Raw genomic sequence first — 24,869 nt, forward strand, 5'->3', positions numbered from 1 at the left:
CCTCGCCGATAGCATCGGCCCGATGGATCGACACGTGCCACCGGGGATGCCCGACGACGGGTGGCGAGGCCGTCGAGCCGCCCGGGTGGTCCTGATCGATGCGGCCAAGCGGGTGCTGCTGCTGCGGGCCTCGGATCCGGGGCGCCCCGACGGCGGTTCCTGGTGGGAGATCCCCGGCGGCGGCCAGGATCCCGGTGAGACGAGTGAGATCGCCGCCGCCCGCGAGCTCTACGAGGAGACCGGCATCGTCGACGCCGAGATCGGCCCGTGCGTGTGGGAGCAGCACTGCCAGTTCCAGTTCGGTCCCTACCAGTTCGATCAGCGTGAACGGGTGCACGTGGCCTGGTGCGGTATCGAGGACACGATCGAGCCGGCGCACCTGGAACCGCTCGAGGCGATGGCGTTCAGCGGGTCGCACTGGTGGAGCCTCGACGAGCTGCTCGAGAGCGATGTCGCCACCCTGCCGCCCAACCTGCGCCAGCACCTCCCCGACCTCATCGAGGGTCGCCTCCCCGATCCCCCGATCAACATCGGCGACATCGACTTCTGAAGCGTTCCTGAACCGTCGACCCCTGATGTGGCGACGGTCACCGCGACTGTCAACGCGGGGGTGGCCTGGGCCATCATGGCTCCGACCAGTCGGAGGTAGCGGTGACACATCAGATGCGCAGGTGGTACGCCCCGCTCATGGTGGCCGTCGTCCTGCTCGGAGCCTGCGCGGGCGACGACTCCGGATCCGCCGCCGGTGCCTCCGGAAACGACGACGACACCCCGTTCGAGGCGGTCCCCCTGGCCGAGGGAACCCCCAAGCCCGACTTCACCCTCCTCGATACCGAGGGCAACGAGTTCGACTTCCTCGAGGAGACGGCCGGTAGCACGACGTTGCTGTTCTTCGGCTACACCAGCTGCCCCGACATCTGCCCACCCCACCTCGCCCAGGCCGCCCAGGCCCTCGACAAGCCGGGTGCACCCAGCAACGTGGAGGTCGTGTTCGTCTCGGTCGACCCCGAGCGCGACACCCCCCAGGTCATCCGCGACTTTCTCGACTCGTTCGACACCGACTTCATCGGCCTCACCGGCGATCCTGAAGCGCTCTACCAAGCTCAGATCGACACGGGGATCCCTCCGGCGGTCATCGAGGAGCCCGACGCCGACGGCGAGTACCTCGTCGGTCACTCGGGTGAGATGCGGGGCTATGCACCGAACGGGCTCGGCTACGTGACCTTCCCGTTTGGGACCCGCCAGAGCGAGATGTACCACGACATCAAGATCCTCGACAGCTTGCGAACACTCGATGACACGCCGTAGCCGCCCCTTCCTCCCCATCGCCGGCTTGCTGCTCGGCGTGTCGCTCCTCGTCGGTTGTGGCGACGACGACGCTGGCGACCAATCGAACGATGGGACTGTCGAGGTCACCGGTGCCTCGATCGCCCTCCCGGCCGGTCCCAACACCGCCATCTACTTCACCATCGAGAACGCTGGTGGCGACGATCGCCTCGTCGAGGCACGCACCGAGGTCGGCTCCGCCGAGCTCCACGAGACAAGCGCTGGCGACGATGGTCTGATGCGCATGCAACCGATCGAAGGCGTCGACATCCCTGCGGGCGACACCGTCACCTTCCAGGCGGGCGGACTGCACGTCATGGTCTTCGACGTCGCCGAGCTCGAGGAGGGCGACACCGTGCCCGTCGAGCTCGTGTTCGAGGAGATGGGTACCATCACCGTCGATGCGACGGTCACGTCGTATGCCGACGTCGCCGAGGGCTGAGGCGATTCGCCGCCTCGCGACGTTGGCGGCGCCGATGCTGGTCGCGCTCGTGGTGCTCGGAGCGTGCAGCGATGGCGACACACCCGCCAGTCGAGGCCGAGCGGTCGCCCAGGACGTCGGCTGTCTTGGCTGTCACTCCACCGGAACCGACGAGCGGCTCGGTCCTGGTCTTGGTGGCATCTGGGGTGAGGAACGAACCTTCGCCGATGGTTCCACGCGAGTGGTCGACGAGGAGTACCTGCGCCGTTCGATTCTCGAACCGGGTTCACAGGTCGTCGCCGGATTCGATCCGATCATGCCCCAGCTCGCTCTGTCCGATGCGGAGCTCGACGAGGTCGTGGCGTATCTTCGTGATGTCGCCGGTGGCTGATCCTACCGTGTCCCGGCCGACCATCGGAGGTGTGCAGTGACCTGGTGGTGTGTGACCATCACCGAGCCGTGGAGCTGGTCGTTCCGGGCCTACCCCGGCATCTGGCTGTCGGTGCTGTTCCTGCTCGTGCCGTACCTGATCGTCATGATCCGGCGCACCGGCCCCAACCCCGATCGAGGCCGTCGGATCGGCTTCTTCGTCGCTGGCGTCGCCATCTACTGGATCGCCACCGACTGGCCCCTCGGCACGCTCGGGTCTAGCTACCTGGCCAGCGTCCACATGGTCCAGTACCTGCTCTACAGCTTGGGCGCAGCGCCGCTGATCCTGCTCGGGATCCCCGAGTGGATGGCCCGGCGCATCCTCGGCCGGTTGCGTCTCTACCGGGCGGTGCGGCTCATGTCGCGCCCGCTCGCCGCCGGACTCGTCTTCAACGCCGTGCTGGTGGTGACCCACGCGCCCCTCACCGTCGACACCCTGCGCTCCAGCCAGTTCGGCTCGTTCGGGCTCGACCTGATGTGGTTGCTCGCCGGTCTGCTGTTCTGGATGCCGGTCATCTCGCCGATGCCGGAGCTGCGGCCCGTGTCCTACGGCGCCCGCATGGTCTATCTGTTCCTGGCCGGACAGGTGATCCCCATGATCCCCGGCGGGTTTCTCACCTTCTCGGACTTCCCGCTGTACTCGACCTACGAGCTGGCGCCGCGCATTGGTGGCTTCTCGGCCAGCCACGACCAAGCACTGGCTGGTGTCCTGATGAAGCTCGGTGGCATGCCGGTCGTGTGGGGGACCATGCTCGCCCTCATGATCAAGTGGGCTCGCAGCGAGGGCCACATGGCCGACACCAGGCCCAGGTCCAAGTCCAAGGCCGAACCCGCCACCTGAGTCCGAACCCGCCACCAGTGGTTCGCCCGCGGACGCCTCACCCGTCGGCGAGGACCTCGCGCAGGCCCTGCGCGGCACGCCGGCCGATGACCTGGAACGCCACGTGCAGCACCGGATCGGCGACACGCGACGGGCCGAGCAGCGCCAGATCGGCGTGGTAGGTGACACGGGTACCGCCGCCCTCGGTGGCCGCGAAGGTCAAGGTGTCGATCGAGCGCAGCCGGGGGGTCGTGCCGACCAGGACCATGCGGTGGGGTGGGTCCCACTCGGTGATCTCGTACTCGAGGCTCTGACGGCTGCCCGCGGTGGAGGTGACCACCCGGAACCGGCTGCCGAGCCCGAGCTCGGTGTCGGCGTCGTCGAGGTGCTCGGCCTCGACCACACCCGGGTCCCAGTCGGCGGTGTTGGCGAAGTCCGACAGGTACGCGAAGACCTCGTCGATGCCCAGTGCCGTCTCGGCGGTGGTCTCATACGACGCCATGGTCGGATCAGAGCCCTGCGGGGCCCTTGGCCACGTCGGGCACCAGCAGGCTGTCGACCACGTGGACGACCCCGTTGGTGGCCGCGATGTCGGTCTCGGCCAGCGGGACGCCGGCGAAGGTGAAGGTGGCCTCCCCGTCGTTTGCCAGTCGGGCTCCTTCGCCCCCGAGGGTGGTGAGGTACATCTGTACCGACACCTCCTCGGTCAGGACGGGGCGATCGACGACATGGAACATCAGCACCGTCTCGAGCAGGTCTGGGTCGGTGTCGAGGGCCGCGGCCTGGTCGGTGGTGAGCGCTTCGAAGGCGGCATCGGTCGGCGCGAACAGCGTGAACGGGCCGGAACCGGTCAGGATGCCGATCAGTTCGGGATCGAGGGCATCGTCCTCGATGAGGGTGAGGAAGGTGTCGAAGTCGCCCATGTCCTCGAGGGTGGAGAGCGCGTCGACCGGCTCGGGGATCGAGTCGAGCACCTCGTCGATGTCGTCCTCGAGCGATGCCGGGACCAGCACCTGGTCGACCTCGTGGACGATGCCGTTGGTGGCGATGGTGTCGGCGATGGTCAACTCGGCCTGGTCGTCCACCTCGATGATGGTGGTGGGGTCGACCCCTTCGTCAGCGGCGGGCTCCTCGGTCGCCTCGACCGAGATGGTGGACCCTTCCAGGCTGGTGACCTGACCGAGCTCGAGCAGCGAGGCCGAGGTGTGGTTGCCCTCGACGACGTGGTGACGGAGGAGGTCGGCCAGCAGCGCGGTGTTGGCGTCGTCGAGCAGCGTGGCGAGCAGGCCGTCGGGCAGGTCCTCGAAGGCGGCGTCGGTGGGGGCGAAGATGGTGAAGGGTCCTTCGCCCGACAGGTCGTCGCCGAGTCCGGCAGCGTCGATGCCGCCGGTCAAGGTCGTGTAGCCGCCTTCGACGATCGTCTCCACCACGTCGCGGGGTGCGGTGGCGGGGTTCTCGCCGGTGACGATCAGCGACTGCTCGTCCTCGGCGCAGGCAGCGCCGACCACGACCAGCGCGGCGGTCAGGGCGACGATTCGAAGGGCACGGGGGCGCAGCATGGCCCCATTTCTACCGGTTCGGCGTCCGTCGATCCCAACCCTGGGCTGCCGGGCGGCCGTTTCGGGCGTCTCCAGAGTTGGGTAGCGTCGGGTCATGCCTCCTTCGACCGGATCCCCAGGAGTGCCGCGCGACCCGACGCGGGTGGTGGTCGAGGGTGTCACCCCACAGGTTGATGCCGGTCGCTTCGCGGCCAAGTGCTCCGTGGGCGAGCCATTCGTCGTCGAAGCCGACGTGTTCACCGACGGCCACGACCTGGTCGCCGCCGCGCTGTGGGTGCGGGGCCCGGGCTCGGAGGCGACCACCGAGATCCCCATGGAACCGATGGTGAACGACCGCTTCACCGCCCAGGTCGTGCCAGACCGACTCGGACGATGGGCCTACACCGTCGTCGGCTGGGTCGACCACTTCGAGACCTGGAAGGACGGCACCGGTCGCAAGGTCGAGGCCGGACAAGATGTCGAGGTCGAGCTCCAGATCGGCGCCGCGCTCGTGTCCGCCGCCGCCGAACGGGCCAGCGGGCCCGACGAAGCCGTGCTCGCCGACGCCGCCACCGCCTTCGACGCCGGGCGGAGCGACCCGCTCGCCGACACCGAGGTCTCGGCGGCCATGCGCCGGTGGGCCGAGCGTGAGCCCGTCGTTCGCCACGCCCGCACCCTCGAGGTGGTCGTCGAGCGCCAACGCGCCCGTCACGGGGCCTGGTACGAGCTCTTCCCTCGCTCGACCTCAGCGGAGCCCGGTCGCTCCGGCTCCCTCCGCGACGCCGCCAAGCGGGTCCCCTACGTCGCCGACATGGGCTTCGACGTCCTCTACCTGCCACCCATCCACCCCATCGGCACCACCTTCCGCAAGGGCCCCAACAACTCGGTCGAGCCCTCGCCCGGCGACCCGGGCAGCCCCTGGGCGATCGGGTCTCCCGACGGCGGGCACACCGCCATCGACCCCGACCTCGGCACCTTCGACGACCTCTCCTTCCTGGTCGAGGAGGCCGAGTCGCACCACCTAGAGGTGGCCCTCGACCTGGCGTTCCAGTGCTCGCCCGACCACCCCTGGGTCACCGAGCACCCCCAGTGGTTTCGGCACCGCCCCGACGGCACGATCCAGTACGCCGAGAACCCGCCCAAGAAGTACCAGGACATCTACCCGATCGACTTCGAGTCCGACGACTGGGAGGCGCTGTGGGACGCGCTCGCCGACGTCGTGCGGTTCTGGATCGACCGCGGCATCCGCATCTTCCGGGTCGACAACCCCCACACCAAGCCGTTCCGGTTCTGGGAGTGGCTGATCCGCACCATCCACGACGAGCACCCCGGCACCATCTTCTTGTCCGAGGCCTTCACCCGACCCAAGGTGATGTACCAGCTGGCCAAGCTGGGCTTCAGCCAGTCCTACACCTATTTCGCCTGGCGCCAGAGCGCGTGGGAACTGCGCGGATACTTCACCGAGCTCACCACCAGACCGGTCGTCGACTTCTTCCGCCCGAACGCCTGGCCCAACACCCCCGACATCCTCACCGAGCAGCTCCAGCACGGTGGCCGCCCGGTGTTCATCCAACGTCTCGTGCTCGCCGCCACCTTGTCGGCGAACTACGGGGTCTACGGTCCGGCGTTCGAGCTGGTCGAACAGGTCGCGGTACGGGCGGGAAGCGAGGAGTACCTCGACTCCGAGAAGTATCAGCAGCGCACCTGGGACCTCGAGGCGCCCCACAGCCTCCGCGGCCTCATCGCCATGGTGAACCGAATCCGCCACGACCACCTGGCCCTCCAACAGGACCGCACCCTGCGGTTCCACCCCACCGACAACGACGCGCTCCTGTGCTACTCCAAGACCACCTACGACGGATCCGACCCGATTCTGGTGGTCGTCAACGTCGACCCCGAGCATCGCCAGGCCGGATGGGTCGACCTCGACCTCGACTCGCTCGGCCTCCCCCACGACCGGCCGTTCGAGGTTCACGACCTGCTCGGCGGGGCACGCTACAGCTGGGTCGGCGCCAACAACTTCGTCGAGCTCGATCCCCAGAGCCTGCCCGCCCACATCTTCTCGGTGGTGGCACTGTCGGGTGCCGAGCCTGACCCCTCGCGGGTCACTTGAACCAGCAGCACGATCTGCCCGCCTACCTCCAGGGAACTCGCACATGACCCTCGTGGACGATCCAGAGTGGTATCGCGACGCCATCATCTACGAGCTGCACGTGCGCAGCTTCGCCGACAGCAACAACGACGGCGTCGGCGACTTCGCCGGGCTCACCTCCTCGCTCGACTACCTGAGCGACCTCGGCGTCACCGCCCTCTGGCTGTTGCCGTTCTACCCGTCACCGCTGCGCGACGACGGGTACGACATCGCAGACTACAACGGCGTCAACCCGTCCTATGGCACGCTGCGCGACTTCCGCCGGTTCCTCAAGGCCGCCCACGAGCGCGGCCTGCGGGTCATCACCGAGCTGGTGATGAACCACACCTCCGACCAGCACGAGTGGTTCCAGCGGGCCCGGCGTGCACCCAAAGGCTCGAAGTGGCGTGACTTCTACGTCTGGGAGGACACCCCCGAGCGCTACCCCGACGCCCGCATCATCTTCCAGGACTTCGAGACGTCGAACTGGACCTGGGACCCGGTGGCGGGCCAGTACTACTGGCACCGCTTCTACTCGCACCAGCCCGACCTCAACTTCGAGAACCCCGCGGTGCGCAAGGCCATGTTCGCCACCCTCGACAAGTGGTTCCAGATGGGTGTCGACGGGGTGCGCCTCGACGCCGTGCCCTACCTGTTCGAGCGAGACGGCACCAACTGCGAGAACCTCCCCGAGACCCACGAATTCCTGAAGGACCTGCGCACCCACGTCGACTCCAAGTGGGACAACCGCATGTTCCTGGCCGAGGCCAACCAGTGGCCCGAAGACGCTGCGGCCTACTTCGGCGACGGCGACGAGTGCCACATGAACTTCCACTTCCCGGTCATGCCCCGGTTGTTCATGGCGATCCGCCAGGAAGAGCGGCTCCCGATCGTCGACATCCTCGAGCAGACGCCAGCGCTGCCTCCCGGCTGCCAGTGGGCCACGTTCCTGCGCAACCACGACGAGCTCACCCTCGAGATGGTGACCGACGAGGAGCGCGACTACATGGTGCGGGCCTACGCCAACGATCCCCAGATGCGGATCAACCTCGGCATCCGCCGGCGGCTCGCGCCGTTGTTGCAGAACGACCGCCGTCGCATCGAGCTGCTGAACGGGCTGCTGTTCTCGCTGCCGGGCACCCCCGTCGTCTACTACGGCGACGAGATCGGCATGGGCGACAACGTCTACCTCGGTGACCGCGACTCGGTGCGGACGCCCATGCAGTGGAGCCCCGACCGCAACGCCGGCTTCTCCCGTGCCAACCCCCAACAGCTGTTCCTGCCACCGGTGATCGACCCCGAGTACCACTACGAGACCATCAACGTCGAGCACCAGCTCCACAACCCCAACTCGCTGCTGTGGTGGACTCGCCGGCTGATCTCGCTCCGCAGGCGTCACCGGGTGTTCGGCCGCGGCGACCTCGAGTTCGTCGAACCCGACAACCCCAAGGTCCTCGCCTTCACCCGCACCCTCGAGGAGGACGGCAACACCTCGCGCCTGTTGATCGTGGCCAACCTGTCCCGCCACCCCCAGCCGGTCGAGCTCGACCTGCGCCACCTCCAGGGACTCCAGCCGGTCGAGATGTTCGGCCACACCCGGTTCGCTCCCATCGGCGAGCTGCCCTACTACCTCACGCTCGCGCCCTACCAGTTCTTCTGGTTCGACCTCGAGCCGGTGCGGACCGTCGACGGACCGATCGCCACCGACTGGGAGCCGCCGGTGGTCACCGTCGAGCGCGACTGGCACGAGCTGTTCACCGCCGACCGGCAGACGAAGCTGGCCGAGGTCATCCCCACCTTCCTGGCCGAGCGGCGCTGGTACGCGGGCAAGGACCGCACTGTGCGCGACGTCCGCCTGGTGGACACGCTGCCCATGGGTGGCACCAAGCGCCGCCCGATCGGCTACATCGTGATCGCCGAGGTCCGCTACGTCGGCGCCGACCCCGAGACCTATCTCCTCGCGTTCGCCGACGCGTCAGGCGAGCGAGCGGCCGACCTGCTCACCTACCGTCCCGAATCCGTCGTCGCCCAGCTCGAACGACGCGGTGGCGCCGATGCAGGGCTGCTCATCGACGGCGTCGCCAGCGCCGACTTCTGCACCACGCTGCTGCAGTCCATCTCGCGGCGTCGCGAGCACAAGGGGCGGGCCGCGTCGATGATCGGCCAGAGCCGCCCCGAGCTCCGTCGCCTCGTCGACGCCGGCGAGCTCGAACCCAAGCTGATCGGGGTCGAGCAGAGCAACACCTCGGTCATCTACGGAGATCAGGTGCTGGTCAAGCTCATCCGCCGACTCGTCGACGGCACCAACCCCGAGCTCGAGATCGGCGACGCGCTCACCACCGCCGGGTTCGCCCACATCGCCAAGGTCCTCGGCGCCCTCGAGTACCGGGGACGCCAACAGCACGCCACCATCGCGGTCGCCCAGGAGCTCGTCAGCCACGAGTCCGACGCCTGGACGCTCGCGGTCGATCTGCTCGGCCGCTTCTACGAACAGGTGGTCACCGAAGACGACGGCCTCGACGCACTGCCCCATGCTCCCGATCCCTTGGGCGTCGACACCATCGAACCGCCGGATGTGGTTCGCGACCTCATCGGGTCCTTCATCGAGCCGGTCGACCGGTTGGCGCTCCGCACCGCCGAGATGCACCTCGCCATGGCGTCGGTCCCCGACGAGGCCTTTGCCACCGAGGCGTTCTCGACCCTCTACCAGCGGTCGCTCTACCAGAGCTTCCGCGGCCAGGCCCGCTCGACCCTCGCCGCCGCCCGGCGCAAGCTTCGCGCCCGCCAACGACCGCTCGCTCCCGAGGTGGCCGAGGACCTCGCCCGCCTCATCGAGGCCGAGTCGGCGCTGATCGAGCGCTTCCACGGGGTGCGCGCCCACCGAGTCGACACCCGGCGGGGCCGGATCCACGGCGACTACCACCTGGGGCAGGTCCTGTGGACCGGTCGCGACATGGTCATCATCGACTTCGAGGGCGAACCGGCCCGATCCATCGGCGAGCGGCGCATCAAGAAGTCGCCGCTGGTCGACGTCGCCGGCATGATCCGCTCATTCCACTACGCCACCAGCGTCGCCCTGTTCGAGCAGGCCGAGCGGGGCGTCATCCCCGAAGACGCCGCAGCCACCCGGCCCGTCGAGGTGTGGGGCGACTGGTGGCGCCAATGGGTCGAGGCCATGTACCTGCGCCGGTACCTCGACGTCGCCGCGGGATCGGGCCTGGTGCCCGACGACCCCGACGACCTTCGCCTGCTGCTCGACGTGTACGGGTTGGAAAAGGCGCTCTACGAGTTGCGCTACGAGTTGCAGTACCGCCCCGAGTGGGTCCCGATCCCGCTCGGCGCGATCCTCAGGAACCTCGACCGGGAGCCCGTGGCGTGATCGACGCCGCACTGGCCGAGCTGGCCCAGCGATGGGGTGTCCAGACCGGCTACTGGGACGTCTCCGGCACGTGGCACGACACGCCGGTCGAATCGCTGGTCGCCGTGCTCGGCCAGCTCGGCGCGCCGATCACCACCCCCGACGCCGCCGTCGACGCCTGCCTCGCCCACCGACGCTCGATGTTCGAGCACCCGATCGAGCCGGTGTTCACCGTGGCGGCGGGCGACCTGCTGGCCTTCGAGCTGCGCCTACCGGCCGGTACCGACGGGCGGGTGCCGGTCACCGTCGTCACCGAGGACGGCGCGACCCACAGCGACCTCGTGTCGCTGGCCGCGGTCGAGCCCCACACCCGTCACGAGGTCGACGGCCGCTCCTGGGACGTGCGCTGGGTCGTCACCGCGCTGGCCCTCCCGGTCGGCTACCACCGCGCGATCGTCGAGGTGTCCGGCGTCGAGCACCGAGCCACGGTCCTCGCGCCGCCGCCCGGGCTGCCCGCCTTCCGGGGTGCGCCCGGTTGGGGAATCTTCGCCCCGACCTACGGGTTCGTCCCCTCCGGTCGGCCCGGGATCGATCACCTCGGCATCGGCCACATCGGCGACCTGGGCGCGCTGGCTGCCGGGCTCGCCCCGCTCGGGGCGCGGGTGGTCTCCACGTTGCCGCTGCTGGCCACCTTTCTCGACGAGCCGTTCGAGCCCAGCCCCTACTCGCCGATCAGCCGGCGGTGGTGGGGCGAGCTGCACCTCGATCCCACCCGCCTGCCCGGGCTGGCTGATAGCCCCGATGCGCAGGCCTTCGTCGCCTCGCGTCGCGTCGAGGCCGCGGCCGCCGACCTCGCGGCCCAACCCTTGGTCGACCACCGGGGCGCTGCCCGGCTGATGCGCGACCTGCTCGACACCCTGGTGGCCGACCTGGCGGGCGCCGAGGGGCCGACCGCAGCCGCGCTCGAGCGCTTCGCCGCCGACAATCCCGAGCTCGACCGCTACGCCCGGTTCCGGGCGCTGGTCGAACAGCACGGTCAGGACTGGGGAGCGGTGCGAGCGTCGTGGGTCGGCCAGGACATCGGCGCCGGCGACGTCGACCCGGCCGTCGTCGCCCGTCACCGCTACATCCAGTTCGCCGCCGATCAGCAGTTCGGCCAGCTCGATCGGCAGCTGCGCTCCCGCGACCAGCTGCTCGCCCTCGATCTACCGCTCGGGGCCAACCCCGACGGCTTCGACGTGTGGGCCAACCCCGGCGACTACGCGGACGGGGTCGCCACCGGTGCGCCACCCGACGATCTCTTCGCCGGTGGCCAGAACTGGGGCTTTCCCCCGGTGCACCCCATCACCAGCCGGGCCCGCGCCCACGACGAGCTGGTGCAGGCGGTCCGACACCACATGGGCCACAGCGGGCTGCTGCGCATCGACCACCTCATGTCGCTCGAGCGGCTGTGGTGGATCCCCGACGGTGCCTCGGCCCGCGACGGCGTCTATGTCCGGTACCCCACCAACGAGCTCATGGCGGTCATCGCCATCGAGGCGGCCAGGGCCGATGTCATGGTGCTGGGCGAGAACCTCGGTACCGTGAGCGACGAGATCAACGCCACCATGGAGCAGTGGCAGATGCTCGGGATGTACGAGCTGCAGTTCGAGGCCTGGCGGGCCGAGGAGCAGGGCCGCATCAGCGAGCCGGCGCCGTTCACCGTCGCCGGGCTCAACACCCACGACATGCCCACCTTCGCCGGTTGGTGGGAGGGTCACGACATCATCGACTCGGTCGACCTCGGGCTCATCGAGCCCGGCGAGGCTCCCGCCCGTCTCGATGAGCGCCGGGCCCAGATCGCGGCCTTGGCTGGTGTGCTCGGACGCGAGCTGGGCGCCGAGGTGGCTGCCGAACCTCGTGAGGTGCTGGCGGCCGCCCTGGAATGGCTCGGCGGCACACCCGCGCAGGTCGTGCTCGCCAGCTTCGAAGACCTCTGGCTCGAGGAACGGCCCCAGAACGTCCCCGGCACCCACGACGAACGCCCGAACTGGCGTCGCCGCTTCGCACTCCGCCTCTCCGACGCGCTCGACGACCCGACTGTCGTCGGCACGCTCGAGGCGCTGCAGCGAGCCCGCACCGATGTCCCCACCCCCACGGAGGACCAGCAGTGACCACGCCCGAACCCGGATCGATCTTCGGCTCCGACCCGCCCTCGAGCTCCGCGCCGAGCTCCTCGTCGAGCCCGTCCCCAGGTGCATCGTCGAGCGGCGGTGCCGAACCCACCATGCTCGGCGATCACGACCTGCACCTGTTCAACGAGGGCACCCATCGCTACCTCCACCGCCATCTCGGCGCCCACCCGATCGAGCACGAGGGTCGGCCCGGCACCTGGTTCGGCGTGTGGGCACCCAGCGGCCGAGAGGTGTCGGTCGTCGGCGACTTCAACCAGTGGGACCCGGCCGCCGACCCGCTGCGTCCCCGAGGAGCATCGGGGATCTGGGAGGGCTGGATCCCCGGCATCGGCGCCGGGACGCTCTACAAGTACAGCATCGTCGGTCCGTCCGGCCGTACCTTCGAAAAGGCCGATCCCTTCGCCACGCTGGCCGAGGTCCCGCCCAACACCGCATCGGTGATCTGGAACCTCGACTACACCTGGCGCGACGACGACTGGATGTCGACCAGGGCCGAGCACAACGCGCTCGATGCCCCCATCTCGATCTATGAGGTGCACCTCGGGTCGTGGGGAAAGGTGGCGGGAACGGACAGTCGATTCCCCACCTACCGCGAGATCGCCGAGCCGCTCGCCGATCACGTCGAGGCCCACGGCTTCACCCACATCGAGCTGATGCCGGTCATGGAGCACCCCTTCTACGGGTCGTGGGGCTACCAGTGCACCGGCTACTTCGCTCCCACCAGCCGCTACGGCTCGCCCCAGGACCTCATGCATATGGTCGACCTGCTGCACCAGCGAGGCATCGGCGTGCTCGTCGACTGGGTGCCGTCGCACTTCCCCGCCGACGCCCACGGGCTCGGCTACTTCGACGGCACCAACCTGTTCGAGCACCAGGACCGTCGCCTCGGCCACCACCCCGACTGGGACAGCCTCATCTTCAACTACGGGCGTCACGAGGTGCGGGCGTTCCTCATCTCCTCGGCCGTCTCGTGGCTCGACCGCTACCACATCGACGGGATCCGGGTCGATGCCGTGGCCTCGATGCTCTACCGCGACTACTCACGCAACGACGGTGAGTGGATCCCCAACGAGTACGGTGGTCGCGAGAACCTCGAGGCCATCAGCCTGCTGCGCGAGATGAACAGCGCCACCTTTGCCGAGTTTCCGGGAACGACCACCTTCGCCGAGGAGTCCACCGCCTGGCCGATGGTGTCGCGGCCGGTCTACGTGGGCGGCCTCGGGTTCGGGTTCAAGTGGGACATGGGCTGGATGCACGACACGCTCCAGCACTTCCAGCGCGATCCCATCCACCGCCAGCACCACTATCACGAGCTCACGTTCCGCGGCGTCTACTACTCCACCGAGAACTACACCCTGCCGCTGTCCCACGACGAGGTCGTGCACGGCAAGGGCTCGCTGCTCAACAAGATGCCGGGTGACCGGTGGCAGCAGCTGGCCTCGCTGCGGCTGCTCTATGCCTACCAGTGGGCCCAGCCGGGCAAGAAGCTGCTGTTCATGGGGTGCGAGCTCGCCCAGGAGACCGAGTGGAACCACGAGGCGACCTTGGAGTGGGAGCGTCTCGACGATCCCTCCCACGCCGGTGTCGCGCGGGTCATCGCCGACCTGAACGAGCTGTACCGCTCACTGCCCGCCCTGCACCAACAGGACTGCGCCGACGAGGGGTTCGAGTGGGTCGAGGCGTCGGACACCACCAACAACGTGGTGGCCTTCCTCCGCCACGGCGTCTACGACGAGGCCACGCCTCCGGTGCTGGCGGTGTTCAACCTCGCCCCCAACGTTCAGTACAACTACCGCTTGGGCGTCCCGAGCGCCGGGTTCTGGGTCGAGCGCCTCAACACCGACGCCGAGCTCTACGGCGGCAGCGGGGTCGGCAACCTCGGCGGTGTCGAGTCGCTGCCGGTGCCGAGCCACGGGCGCTACCACTCCGTGGTGCTCACCCTGCCCCCGCTCGGAGCCCTCTACCTCCAGCTCGACCGGCCGGATTGACCGTCCCGACCGCCGCCGCATGGCCGATGACGTGTCTACGGCCCGATCTGCGGGTAGAACGGAGGGGTGACGATGAGTGACGACACCCCCTCCTGGGAGCCCCAGGACCAGTCCGACAGCGCGGTGCGTGCAGATGGTGAGTACCTCGTCGCCATCGTGTTCGACAAGCCGGGCCGCGCGTCGGAGGTGCTGGTCAACGTCATGAACCTGGCCCAGGAGGGCGCGGTGCGCCTCTCCGACGCGGTGATCATCTCCAAAGATGCCGAAGGTCGCGGCCGGGTGCAACAGACCGTCGAGATCACGCCCGGTCGGGGGGCGCTCATCGGTGGTTGGCTCGGCCTGTTCGCCGGGCTGTTCCTCGGACCCCTCGCCATCGCCGGCGGTGCAGCTGCCGGGGCCGTCTACGGCAAGCTCAGCGACCGTGGCCTCGACGACGGCTGGATCAAGCAGATGGCCGAGTGGCTCGAGCCGGGCGGTTCGGCACTGCTGCTGTTGTGCGCCATCGACGATCAGCCTGCGCTGGTGCGTGAGCTGCACCGCTACGAGGGCACGCTGGTCACCACCGACCTGCCGGCCCACATCCGCTCCGAGGTCGAGGACGCGCTGCGCGACCACCTGGCCGAAGCGCCTCAGCCCCAACCCTGGACCCCGCCCGCTTCCTAGTGGTCCGTCGCGCTCTCGAGCAGAACCGCTACACCGAGGCGTGGCAGACCTTTGGCGCCACCGCGCCCCGCCCTCGGGCCATCCTCGCCATCTCGGCCCACTGGTTCATCGGCGCCACCGCGGTCACCGCCATGGAGCGGCCCGGAAGCATCCATGACTTCTACGGCTTCCCCCAGCAGCTCTTCGACGTGGAGTACAGCGCTCCGGGTTCGCCCGAGCTGGCCGAGGAGGTCGCCGAGGTCGTCAAGCCAACTTGGGTGGGACAGGACGCCGACAGCTGGGGACTCGACCACGGCACCTGGAGCGTGCTCACCCACGCCTTCCCCGAGGCCGACGTGCCCGTGGTGCAGCTCTCGATCGACGCCACCAAGCCCCTCAGCTATCACGTCGACCTGGGCGCGCGCCTGGCCCCCCGCTTCGCGATCGGGGCGTGCTGATCGTCGGGAGCGGCAACATCGTCCACCACCTCGGCATGATCGACTGGGGCAAGCCCGACGCGGCCTTCGACTGGGCCCAGCGCTTCAACGAGGCAGCGCTCGATGCGCTGCGGGGCGACGACCCCACCTCGATCGTCGACCTCGAATCGCACCCCGACTACGCGCCGGCGGTGCCGACCCCCGATCACTTCCTGCCCGTCGTCTAGCTGGCCGGACTCGCCGCCGCGACTGGCGAACCGACCGCGACCCTCGTCGACGGCTACGCCTACGCCTACGGCTCGCTGTCGATGACCTCGCTTGCCCTCGGGGCCTGACCCCTATGTCGAGCCCGAACCGATCTGTGAGTGGTTTCCAACCCATGCGGTTGGAAAGTCTTCACAGAACGGACTCGAGGCGTCGACGGTAACTTCAACCGGCGAGCGCGCCCAGCCGATCGATGGCCGACTCGAGCACCTCGGTGCGCTTGGTGAAGGTGAACCGCACCAGGTTCCGTCCCCGATCGGGGTGCTGGTAGAAGACCTCGCAGGGCACCGCCACGACCCCGCATCGCTCGGGTAGCTCGAGGCAGAACCGGCGCCCGTCGCTCGTGCCGAACGGCAAGATGTCGGCGACCACGAAGTAGGTGCCGGCCGGTCGGTACACCTCGAAGCCGACGTCGGCCAGGCCGTCGCACAGCAGATCGCGCCTGGCCCGCAGGTCGGCGGTCAGCCCCTCGAAGTAATCGTCACCGAGCCGGAGCCCGACCGCGGCTGCGTGCTGGAACGGCCCACCGCTGACGTAGGTGAGGTACTGCTTGACGGTGCGGACGGTGGCCACCAGCTCGGCGGGCCCGGTCACCCATCCGATCTTCCAGCCGGTGAACGACAGCGTCTTGCCCGCGGACGAGATGGTGAGGGTTCGCTCGTCCATCCCGGGCAGGGTCTCGAGAGGGGTGTGGACCCCGTCGAACACCATGTGCTCGTACACCTCGTCGGTCACCACCAGCACGTCGTGCTCGACCGCCAGGCGAGCGACGTGGGCCAGCTCGTCCGGTGCGAACACCTTGCCCGTGGGGTTGTGGGGCGAGTTGAGCAGGATCAGCCGTGTGTCGGGCCCGATCGCGTCCTCGAGCTCGGCCGGGTCGTAGTCGAACTCGGGTGGTCGCAGGGTGACCGTCCGCAGGGTCGCCCCGGCGAGGGCGACGGTGGCGGCATAGGAGTCGTAGTACGGCTCGAAGGTGACGACCTCGTCGCCGGGTTCGCACAACGACAAGATGGCGGCGGCGATGGCCTCGGTGGCCCCCGCGGTGACCAGCACCTCGGTGTCGGGATCGAGGTCGATGCCGTAGAAGCGGTGCTGGTGGTCGGCGACGGCGTGGCGAAGCTCGGGGATGCCGATGCCCGGCGGGTACTGGTTGTGGCCCGACCGGATGGCCTCGATCGCAGCGTCGGAGACCTGGATGGGGCCGTCTGTGTCGGGGAACCCCTGACCCAGGTTGATGGCCCCGGTCTCGACGGCCAGGGCCGACATCTCGGCAAAGATCGTCTCGCCGAACCCCCGCATCCGCTCGACCAGGTACCTCGGTGTCACTGGTTGACGATCTCGCGCAGCACGACGACCGACCGTCCGGTGAGGTGGATCGCCGACCCGTGGTGGAACACCAGCCCCCGGTAGTCCTCCTCCTCGGGCGGGATGGCGTCGGCGGTGTCGAACAGGACCTCCCATGCCTCGGCCCATGCTCCGCCCGGCAGCGTGAACGTCGCGCTGTTGCGGTCGGCGTTGAAGAGCACGAAGAAGCTCTCGTCGAGGATCCGCTCACCCCGCTCGCCGCGGTCGGTGATGCCCTCGCCGTTGAGGAACACCGTGAGCGATCGGGCGTAGCCCTGCTGCCAGTCGTCGTCGGTCATCGGCACCCCGGCGGGAGTGAACCACGCCACATCGGGTGCGTCGCTGCCCGGGGTCATCTCACCGGCGAAGTGCCCGCCCCGCCGGAACACCGGGTGGCGGGCACGCAGGGCGATGAGCGCCTGGGTGTAGGTCAGCAGCTCGTCGTCCTTGCCCTGCCAGTCGACCCAGGAGACCTCGTTGTCCTGGCAGTAGGCGTTGTTGTTGCCCCGCTGGGTACGTCCGAGCTCGTCGCCGGCCAACAGCATCGGCACGCCCTGGGAGAGGAACAACGTGACCAGGAAGTTGCGACGTTGGCGGGCCCGGAGCTCGTTGATCGCGGCGTCGTCGGTGGGTCCCTCGATCCCGCCGTTCCACGACCGGTTGTGGTCGTCGCCGTCGCGGTTCTCCTCGCCGTTGGCCAGGTTGTGCTTCTGCTCGTAGGACACGAGATCGGCGAGGGTGAACCCGTCGTGGGAGGTGACGAAGTTGATCGAGGCGTGCGGCCGGCGACCCGACGCCTGGTACAGGTCGGCGCTGCCGGTGAACCGTGAGGCGAACTCGGCCAGGGTGGCCTCGGCGCCTCGCCAGTAGTCGCGGACGGTGTCGCGGTAGCGGCCGTTCCACTCGGCCCACAGCGGTGGGAAGTTCCCGACCTGATAGCCGCCCTCGCCCAGATCCCACGGCTCGGCGATGAGCTTCACCCTGCTGATCACCGGGTCCTGCTGGATGATGTCGAAGAAGGCGGACAGCCGGTCGACGTCGTGCAGCTCGCGGGCAAGGGTCGCGGCCAGGTCGAAGCGGAAGCCGTCGACGTGCATCTCGGTGACCCAGTAGCGGAGGCTGTCCATGATCAGCTGCAGCACGTGGGGATGCTGCATGTTCATGGTGTTGCCGGTACCGGTGTAGTCGAGGTAGCGGCTGGGGTCGTCGGGATCGAGCCGGTAGTAGGCGGCGTTGTCGATCCCCCGCATCGACAGGGTGGGGCCGTCGGCGCGCCCTTCGCCGGTGTGGTTGTAGACAACGTCGAGGATCACCTCGATCCCCGCTGCGTGCAACGCCTTGACCATCGCCTTGAACTCGAGGACCTGCTCACCCCGTTGTCCGGCGACCGCGTACTCGTTGTGGGGTGCGAGGTACGCGATCGAGTTGTACCCCCAGTAGTTGCGCAGGCCCCGCTGGTGCAGGGCATGGTCATGGACGAACTGGTGGACCGGCATCAGCTCGACGGTGGTGACGCCGAGCGAGACCAGGTGGTCGATGACCGCCGGTTCGGTCAGGGCGAGGTAGGTGCCACGCAGTTCGGGCGGTACCTCGGGGTGCAGGCGGGTGAACCCTCGGGTGTGGAGCTCGTAGATGACCGTCTCGTCGTTGGGGACACGTGGCGGCTGGTCGTCGTCCCAGTCGAAGAAGGGGGAGGTGACGACGGACCTGGGGACGAACAACGCCGAGTCGCGATCGTCGCGGACGGTGGTCGGCTCACCGAGCCGATGGCCGAAGACCGCGTCGTCCCAGCGGACCTCGCCCTCGACCGCGGTGGCATAGGGGTCGAGCAGCAGCTTCGCAGGGTTGCACCGCTGCCCGGCGGTGGGCTCCCAGGGGCCGTGGACCCGGAAGCCGTACCGCTGCCCGGGCATGATCCCGCGTAGGTACCCGTGGTGGCACAGTGCGGTGACCTCGGACAGCTCGACGCGGGACTCGGTGCCGTCGTCGTCGAACAGGCACAGCTCCACCGCGTCGGCGGCTTCGGAGAACACCGAGAAGTTGGTGCCGGTTCCGTCGAAGCTCGCGCCGAGCGGAGCGGGCTTGCCGGGCCAGGTGTGCACGGCGACGAGTCTACGGGAGGGGCTCGCGCCGGCCGTCACCGCCGCGGTTCAGGCGGCGAGCTCGGCCCAGACGGTCTTGCCGGTGCCTGCGGGCTCGATCCCCCAACTGGTGGCCAGGGTCGAGACGATGAGCAGGCCTCGACCGCCCTCGCGGTGCGGGTCGAATGGTTGGGGCTGGGGCGGGCTGGCGTCGTCGTCGGTGACCTGGATCGTGAGGCGATCGTCGGAGAGAGCCAGCGAGACGCGGCAGCCTGACCCGGCATGGAGGATCGCGTTGTTCACCAGCTCGGTGACGACGAGCTGCGCATCGGTCACCAGGGTGTGACATCCCCACTCCGAGAGCAGCTGGCCGGTCCGCCTCCGAGTCTCGGCGACCATCGTGGTGTCGGGTTCGACGTCCCACCCCACATGGGCGGTACCGGTCGAGATCCTCGCCGCGCTCACCTTCGAAACCCTAGCCGCGCGGTTCCAGCCGTGGGGGAACCACCGAGCGGAGGCCTGTGGCGCGGGCCGGATGAACCGGCCCCACACCGGTAGTGTGAGCACGTGGTTGATCCGTCGCGAGTGCTGTGCATGGTCCTGGCCGGAGGCGAGGGCAAGCGCCTGGCCCCCCTGACCGCCGACCGGGCAAAGCCGGCGGTGCCCTACGGCGGCCACTACCGGCTCATCGACTTCGTGTTGTCGAACCTGGTCAACGCCGGCTACCGGCGGATCATCGTGCTCACCCAGTACAAGAGCCACAGCCTCGACGTGCACCTGTCCCGCACCTGGCCGCTGTCGACGTTGCTCGGCAACTACGTCACCTCGGTGCCGGCGCAGATGCGGCGCGGTCCCTACTGGTTCTCGGGTTCGGCCGATGCCATCTTCCAGAACGTCAACATCATCAACGACGAGCAGCCCGACTACATCCTGGTGTTCGGCGCCGATCACATCTACCGCATGGACCCTCGCCAGATGGTCGACCAGCACGTCGAGACCGGTGCGGGCGTCACGGTCGCGGCGCTGCGGGTGCCGGTCGCCGAGTCCGACCAGTTCGGGGTGCTCGAGATGAAGCAGGGCACCACCATCGGTCGGTTCCGGGAGAAGCCGACCGACGTGCAGGGGCTCGACGACGACCCGTCGATGACACTGGGGTCGATGGGCAACTACGTGTTCAGCACCGAGACGTTGCTCGATGTGTTGAACACCGATGCGCTCGATTCGTCGTCGGCCCACGACGTCGGCGGGAGCATCATCCCCCTGCTCGTCGACAGCGGTATCGCCCACGCCTACGACTTCACCAACAACGTCGTGCCGGGAGCCACCGAGCGCGACCAGGGCTACTGGCGAGACGTCGGGAGCCTCGACGCGTTCTACGACTCGCACATGGAACTGGTGGCGGTCCATCCTGTGTTCAACCTCTACAACCGAGATTGGCCGATCCTCACCTCGGTCGGGTCCCTTCCTCCCGCCAAGTTCGTGCTCGACGAGGACGGTCGCACGGGCATGGCGATCAACTCGATCGTGTGTGCCGGCGCCATCGTCTCGGGCGGGACCGTCCGACGTTCGGTGATCTCCCCGAACGTCTTCGTCGACGCCGGTGCGTTGGTCGAGGACTCGGTCCTCATGCACGACGTCCGCGTCGGTGCGGGAGCGATCGTGCGCAAGGCGATCATCGACAAGAGCGTGGTCGTGCCGCCCGGTGCACGCATCGGGGTCGATCCAGATCTCGACGCCGAGCGGTTCACGGTGTCCCCCAACGGTGTGGTGGTCATCGGCAAGCACCAGCCGGTGCCCCACGGCTGAGGCCGTCTCCGATGCGTGTCGCGCTGCTCACCCGCGAGTTCCCCCCGGAGGTGTACGGAGGCGCCGGGGTCCACGTCGAATATCTGTCCCAGCACCTGTCGACGCTGCTCGACGTCGAGGTCCACGCCTTCGGCAGGCCCCGGCCATCGCCGCTGGTCGCTGCCACCTACCAGCCGTGGGAGGCGCTCGGCTCCGACGCTCCCCACGCCGCGGCGCTCGACACGATCTCGGTCGATCTGGCCATGGCCTCGGGAGTGGGCGACACCGATCTGGTGCACTCCCACACCTGGTACACCAACCTGGCTGGCCACATCGCCAAGCTGATCCACGAGATCCCCCACGTGGCCACCGCGCACAGCCTCGAACCGATGCGCCCCTGGAAGGCCGAGCAGCTCGGTGGGGGCTACGCCGTCGCCTCGTGGTGCGAGCGCACCGGTCTCGCCAGCGCCGATGCCATCATCGCCGTCTCGGCCGGGATGCGCCTCGACATCGCCCGCTCCTACCCCGAGCTCGATCTCGAACGGGTCCACGTGATCCACAACGGGATCGACACCGACGAGTACCGGCCCGATCCCGCCACCGACCATCTGGTCGCCCACGGTGTCGACCCCGACCGGCCCTACCTGCTCTTCGTGGGGCGCATCACCCGCCAGAAGGGGGTGAGTCACCTGCTCGACGCCGCCCACCTGCTCGACCACGACGTGCAGGTGGTGCTGTGCGCGGGGCAGCCCGACACCCCCGAGATCGGAGCCGAGGTCAAGGCCAAGGTCGACCAGCTCCAGGCCGAGCGCCACAACGTGGTCTGGATCGACGAGATGATCGAGCGGCCGGCGATCATCCAGCTCATGACCCACGCCTCGGTGTTCGTCTGCCCGTCGATCTACGAGCCGTTCGGGCTGATCAACGTCGAGGCCATGGCCTGCGAGACCCCGGTCGTGGCCTGCGCGGTCGGTGGGATCCCCGAGGTCGTCGTCGACGGGGAGACAGGCCGCCTCGTCGACTTCGAACACGACGAGGGCCACTTCGGGTTTCCCGCGGACCCCTCCCGGCTCGCTGCCGAGCTGGCCGGGCGGATCGACGAGCTCCTGGCCGACCCCGGTCGGGCACGACAGATGGGCGAGGCCGGTCGCCGGCGGGTGCTCGAACGCTTCTCCTGGCCCGAGATCGCGGCTCGCACCGTCGAGCTCTACCGCTCGGTGTCGGAGCTGCACGGGTAGCAGCCGCGGGGCGGGCCCGCCACACTGGCGGCCATGGCCACCCCGACCAGCATCGCCTTCGTGTGTCTGGGCAACATCTGCCGGTCGCCGACCGCCAAGGGCGTCATGCAGCACCTCGTCGACGATGCCCGCGCCGGCGATCGGATCCAGGTCGACAGTTTCGGCACCGCCGGCTATCACGTGGGCGAGCCACCCGACGCCAGGGCGCGGGAGGAGGCGCGCCGCCGTGGCATCACCCTTGACCACCGCGGCCAGCAGTTCGCCCCCGCCGACTTCGACCGCTTCGATCTGGTCCTGGCCATGGACCGGTCCAACGCCGAGGACCTGCGTCGCATCGCCCCGGACGAGGCGGCCGTGGCCAAGGTGGCGTTGCTGCGCGAGTGGGACCCTGCCGCCGCCGGCGATCTCGAGGTTCCCGACCCCTACTACGGCGTCGGCGACGGCTTCGCTCGGGTGTTCGACATGGTCGAGCGGTCGTGTCAGGCGCTGCTGGCCGAACTGACCGCGGCCGCCGACGGCCGCTGAGCGATCGCCGATGCCGATCGATCCCTCCATCGGTTCCCCCACCGCCCGTCCCCCCGACCCGGTCATCGCCGAGACCGGTGACGGCGCCTGGACTCGCGTGCGTGGGGGTGACATCTCCGAGGCGTGGCGGTTGGATCGAGACGACGGCTCGCGCCTGTTCGTGAAGCACCTTCCGGGTGCGCCGGGCGGGTTCTTCACCGCCGAGGCCGCAGGGCTGGCGTTCCTCGCCCGCCCCGGGGCCATCGCCGTCCCCGACGTGATCGCCTACGGTGACGAACCCGGAGCCGGGTTCATCGCCTTGGAGTGGATCGACCCGGGACGGGCCGAACCGGGGTCCGACGAGGCGCTCGGTCGGCAGCTGGCCGAGCTGCACCTGAGCCATGCCGAGGGGTTCGGTGGCGACGGTGGTCCCGCGTTCGTGGGGTCGGTCGCGGTCGACGGATCACCAGCCGAGTCCTGGGCCGAGTTCTGGGCTGATCACCGGCTTCGCCCCCTGGCTCGCCAGGCGGTGTCGGATCGGCGCTTGGCGCCCGGCCTGGCCCGTCGGGTCGAGGCGGTCGCCGACGGTATCGACGCCCTGGCCGGCCCGCCCGAACCCCCGGCGCGGGTCCATGGCGACCTGTGGGCCGGCAACGTCGTGTTCGACGTCGACGGCCGCCCGTGGCTGATCGACCCCGCGGCCCATGGCGGCCACCGCGAGACCGACCTGGCCATGATGCGACTCTTCGGCGGGTTCGGCGATCGTTGCTTCGCCGCCTACGAGGAGGTCGCACCCCTCGCCGACGGGTGGCAGACGCGGGTCCCGCTCCACCAGCTGGTGGCGCTGCTGGTGCACGTCATCCTCTTCGGTGGTGGCTATGAGTCCAGCCTGTCCCGCGCCCTCGACTCCCTCGGGCGCTGACGGGCCCGCGAGGCCTTGACCGGCCGCGCGCGCTGGTGCTGCGTCCGGCAATGGTTCCAACCACCCCGGCACCGGCGAGCGCGTTGGCGTCAGGTCGGGGCTGCCGGAGGACCTCGACGGGGTGCTCGGGGGCCTTTCCTAGCGGTTCCTGGGTTCGGCCGGAGGTGTCCGTTGTTGATGCGGCGTAGTTGGGTTCGGACTTTGGCGTCGGCGGGTGGGGGTCGGCTGGGGAGGCGGCGCCGGCCGTTTGGTGAGACGAAGGTGATCTCGCCGTTGGGGTTGCCTTGGATGGTCCAGTTGCCTTCGTGGACCAGGCGGTGGTGTTCCCAGCACAAGCCGACCAGGTTGTCGAGGTTGGTGGGTCCGCCGTTGGACCAGTGCGCGATGTGGTGGATCTGGCGGATCTTGCGCTCGCAGCCGAACCCGCGGCAGCAGATGTCGCGCCCGTGGACCTGGCGGCGTTGCCACCACGGGACCTGCTGGGAGGCGCGGGCGACGCCGACGGTGGCGCCGTCGGGGCCGTGCAGGGCGACCTCGACGCGGGCGTCACACATGGAGCGCATGACCCCTGAGTGGCAGAGGGCGAGGTCGCCGATGAAGCCGTTGCCGGGCCGGTCTTGGTCGACGACCGCGGACTCGGCGTGGATGACCACCGTGGCCCGATCGGGAGCAGAGGCGGAGCCGAGTTTGCGGGTGGCCAGGTCATGGAGCGCGTCAGCACGCCGGGTGGCGATCGGTGCCCAGGAGCCCGTGGTGGGATCGGGTCCCCAACCCTCGGCGATCGAATCGAGTGCCTGGTTGATCGCCTCACCCTGGTCGAAGGGCAAGAACCCGCCATAGACCCATCCGCCGCGGCGGTGGTCGCGTCGCCACCGAAACGACCGGGCTGTGTGCGCGTCGTTCGCCTCATCGTCAGAGAGGGGTCGGGCCTGGCGGGCCATGAGCGCGATCTGGCGGGCAGAACGCCCGGGCAGCTCAGCCGCGAGGTCGGTGTCGTCCTCGGCGGTGGCGAACTTGGTGGCAGGCCGTATCTGGTCCCATGACATCGCCCCGGCCGCGTAGGCCTGGCGCAGAGCGGGCAGCACCTGCAACCCAGCGGCGACACGTTCGCATTCGCTGGCGTGTTCGCGGGCCAGGCCCAGGCGACCCACCAGCCACGGGGTGGTGCCGGTGGCGCCGTCGAGTTCGTAGTCGCCACAGGAGCTGGCGGCAGCGACCACATCCAACAGCTCGGCATGGGTCGAGGCCATCATCGCCGACAGTTGTTCGATCGCCACCAGCCGCTCATCGGGGCTGGACTCGGCGTACCGCGTAGCGTTGGGCGACAGCACCATCGCCTCGATTGGCTCTGTGACCACTGTGGTCTGTCCCATCGGATGCCTCGACACGCTCGACCAACGAGAGGGAGCCGCAACCCGGCTCCGATGGGGAAGAACCACAGCCTATCGAACACACGTTCTGGTGTCA

General features: G+C 69.1%; 22 protein-coding genes. 16 read left to right on the forward strand and 6 right to left on the reverse strand.

What is annotated here, in order from left to right; genetic code table 11:
- Nucleotides 1–22 precede the first annotated feature (22 nt).
- The 5 genes from U5K29_16095 to U5K29_16115 all read left to right on the forward strand — a co-directional run bounded on the left by U5K29_16095 (nt 23) and on the right by U5K29_16115 (nt 3,017).
- On the forward strand, nt 23–550 hold the full coding sequence (locus U5K29_16095) for an NUDIX domain-containing protein (protein MDZ7680062.1): 528 nt from the start codon (nt 23–25) through the stop codon (nt 548–550).
- A gap of 113 nt (nt 551–663) precedes the next feature.
- Nucleotides 664–1,308 (forward strand): SCO family protein, encoded by a 645-nt coding sequence (locus U5K29_16100; protein ID MDZ7680063.1) that lies wholly within the window; start codon nt 664–666, stop codon nt 1,306–1,308.
- A complete protein-coding gene (locus tag U5K29_16105) occupies nt 1,295–1,768 on the forward strand; it encodes a copper chaperone PCu(A)C (protein MDZ7680064.1) in 474 nt (157 codons plus the stop codon). The genes U5K29_16100 and U5K29_16105 overlap by 14 nt, the downstream gene beginning before the upstream one ends.
- 34 nt (nt 1,769–1,802) lie before the next feature.
- Nucleotides 1,803–2,138: a c-type cytochrome gene (locus tag U5K29_16110; protein ID MDZ7680065.1), complete on the forward strand. Its 336-nt coding sequence runs from the start codon at nt 1,803–1,805 to the stop codon at nt 2,136–2,138.
- A 51-nt stretch (nt 2,139–2,189) separates the two neighbouring features.
- The gene (locus U5K29_16115; GenBank protein MDZ7680066.1) at nt 2,190–3,017 is read left to right on the forward strand and encodes a cytochrome c oxidase assembly protein; all 828 of its coding nucleotides are present in this window, start codon (nt 2,190–2,192) and stop codon (nt 3,015–3,017) included.
- Nucleotides 3,018–3,054: 37 nt separating this feature from the next.
- Here U5K29_16115 and U5K29_16120 read toward each other — a convergent pair whose 3' ends face one another.
- Nucleotides 3,055–3,498, reverse strand: a complete 444-nt coding sequence (locus tag U5K29_16120) for an SRPBCC family protein (GenBank protein ID MDZ7680067.1) — start codon at nt 3,496–3,498, stop codon at nt 3,055–3,057.
- A gap of 7 nt (nt 3,499–3,505) precedes the next feature.
- Nucleotides 3,506–4,555, reverse strand: coding sequence for a fasciclin domain-containing protein (locus U5K29_16125; protein MDZ7680068.1), 1,050 nt, complete (start codon nt 4,553–4,555; stop codon nt 3,506–3,508).
- 94 nt (nt 4,556–4,649) lie between these two features.
- On the opposite strand from U5K29_16125, the gene U5K29_16130 reads away from it, so the two are divergent.
- From U5K29_16130 to U5K29_16160, 7 genes are all read left to right on the forward strand, one after another.
- A complete protein-coding gene (locus tag U5K29_16130) occupies nt 4,650–6,647 on the forward strand; it encodes an alpha-1,4-glucan--maltose-1-phosphate maltosyltransferase (protein MDZ7680069.1) in 1,998 nt (665 codons plus the stop codon).
- A gap of 43 nt (nt 6,648–6,690) precedes the next feature.
- The gene (gene treS / locus U5K29_16135; GenBank protein ID MDZ7680070.1) at nt 6,691–10,044 is read left to right on the forward strand and encodes a maltose alpha-D-glucosyltransferase; all 3,354 of its coding nucleotides are present in this window, start codon (nt 6,691–6,693) and stop codon (nt 10,042–10,044) included.
- The gene (gene malQ / locus U5K29_16140) at nt 10,041–12,176 is read left to right on the forward strand and encodes a 4-alpha-glucanotransferase (GenBank protein MDZ7680071.1); all 2,136 of its coding nucleotides are present in this window, start codon (nt 10,041–10,043) and stop codon (nt 12,174–12,176) included. Before treS ends, malQ begins: the two co-directional genes overlap by 4 nt.
- Nucleotides 12,173–14,185 (forward strand): 1,4-alpha-glucan branching protein GlgB, encoded by a 2,013-nt coding sequence (glgB, locus tag U5K29_16145; GenBank protein ID MDZ7680072.1) that lies wholly within the window; start codon nt 12,173–12,175, stop codon nt 14,183–14,185. Before malQ ends, glgB begins: the two co-directional genes overlap by 4 nt.
- 72 nt (nt 14,186–14,257) lie before the next feature.
- Nucleotides 14,258–14,848 (forward strand): DUF1269 domain-containing protein, encoded by a 591-nt coding sequence (locus U5K29_16150; protein MDZ7680073.1) that lies wholly within the window; start codon nt 14,258–14,260, stop codon nt 14,846–14,848.
- Nucleotides 14,848–15,285 carry a hypothetical protein gene (locus U5K29_16155; protein MDZ7680074.1) on the forward strand — a complete coding sequence of 146 codons (438 nt, stop codon included), beginning with the start codon at nt 14,848–14,850 and terminating at the stop codon, nt 15,283–15,285. The genes U5K29_16150 and U5K29_16155 overlap by 1 nt, the downstream gene beginning before the upstream one ends.
- A complete protein-coding gene (locus tag U5K29_16160; protein MDZ7680075.1) occupies nt 15,279–15,491 on the forward strand; it encodes a hypothetical protein in 213 nt (70 codons plus the stop codon). The genes U5K29_16155 and U5K29_16160 overlap by 7 nt, the downstream gene beginning before the upstream one ends.
- Before the next feature lie 202 nt (nt 15,492–15,693).
- On the opposite strand, the gene U5K29_16165 is transcribed toward U5K29_16160, so the two are convergent.
- The 3 genes from U5K29_16165 to U5K29_16175 are packed head-to-tail and all read right to left on the reverse strand — an operon-like array spanning nt 15,694 to nt 19,418.
- Nucleotides 15,694–16,854 carry a pyridoxal phosphate-dependent aminotransferase gene (locus tag U5K29_16165; GenBank protein MDZ7680076.1) on the reverse strand — a complete coding sequence of 387 codons (1,161 nt, stop codon included), beginning with the start codon at nt 16,852–16,854 and terminating at the stop codon, nt 15,694–15,696.
- Complete coding sequence (gene glgX / locus U5K29_16170; GenBank protein MDZ7680077.1) at nt 16,851–18,974, reverse strand: glycogen debranching protein GlgX; 2,124 nt, start codon at nt 18,972–18,974, stop codon at nt 16,851–16,853. The genes U5K29_16165 and glgX overlap by 4 nt, the downstream gene beginning before the upstream one ends.
- Before the next feature lie 48 nt (nt 18,975–19,022).
- Nucleotides 19,023–19,418, reverse strand: coding sequence for an ATP-binding protein (locus U5K29_16175; GenBank protein ID MDZ7680078.1), 396 nt, complete (start codon nt 19,416–19,418; stop codon nt 19,023–19,025).
- Between the two features lie 102 nt (nt 19,419–19,520).
- On the opposite strand from U5K29_16175, the gene glgC reads away from it, so the two are divergent.
- From glgC to U5K29_16195, 4 genes are read left to right on the forward strand one after another with little or no spacing between them, the layout of a single operon-like run.
- Nucleotides 19,521–20,759 carry a glucose-1-phosphate adenylyltransferase gene (glgC, locus tag U5K29_16180; protein ID MDZ7680079.1) on the forward strand — a complete coding sequence of 413 codons (1,239 nt, stop codon included), beginning with the start codon at nt 19,521–19,523 and terminating at the stop codon, nt 20,757–20,759.
- Between the two features lie 11 nt (nt 20,760–20,770).
- Nucleotides 20,771–21,976 carry a glycogen synthase gene (gene glgA / locus U5K29_16185; GenBank protein MDZ7680080.1) on the forward strand — a complete coding sequence of 402 codons (1,206 nt, stop codon included), beginning with the start codon at nt 20,771–20,773 and terminating at the stop codon, nt 21,974–21,976.
- A 33-nt stretch (nt 21,977–22,009) separates the two neighbouring features.
- On the forward strand, nt 22,010–22,501 hold the full coding sequence (locus tag U5K29_16190; GenBank protein ID MDZ7680081.1) for a low molecular weight protein-tyrosine-phosphatase: 492 nt from the start codon (nt 22,010–22,012) through the stop codon (nt 22,499–22,501).
- A gap of 10 nt (nt 22,502–22,511) precedes the next feature.
- Nucleotides 22,512–23,402, forward strand: coding sequence for a fructosamine kinase family protein (locus U5K29_16195; protein ID MDZ7680082.1), 891 nt, complete (start codon nt 22,512–22,514; stop codon nt 23,400–23,402).
- A gap of 89 nt (nt 23,403–23,491) precedes the next feature.
- Here the strand turns inward: U5K29_16195 and U5K29_16200 are convergent, their stop codons facing one another.
- The gene (locus U5K29_16200) at nt 23,492–24,775 is read right to left on the reverse strand and encodes a DUF222 domain-containing protein (protein ID MDZ7680083.1); all 1,284 of its coding nucleotides are present in this window, start codon (nt 24,773–24,775) and stop codon (nt 23,492–23,494) included.
- Between the last annotated feature and the right edge of the window lie 94 nt (nt 24,776–24,869).

It is taken from the genome of Acidimicrobiales bacterium (genome assembly GCA_034521975.1).
In the GTDB taxonomy this organism is placed as follows: Bacteria; Actinomycetota; Acidimicrobiia; order Acidimicrobiales; family SKKL01; genus SKKL01.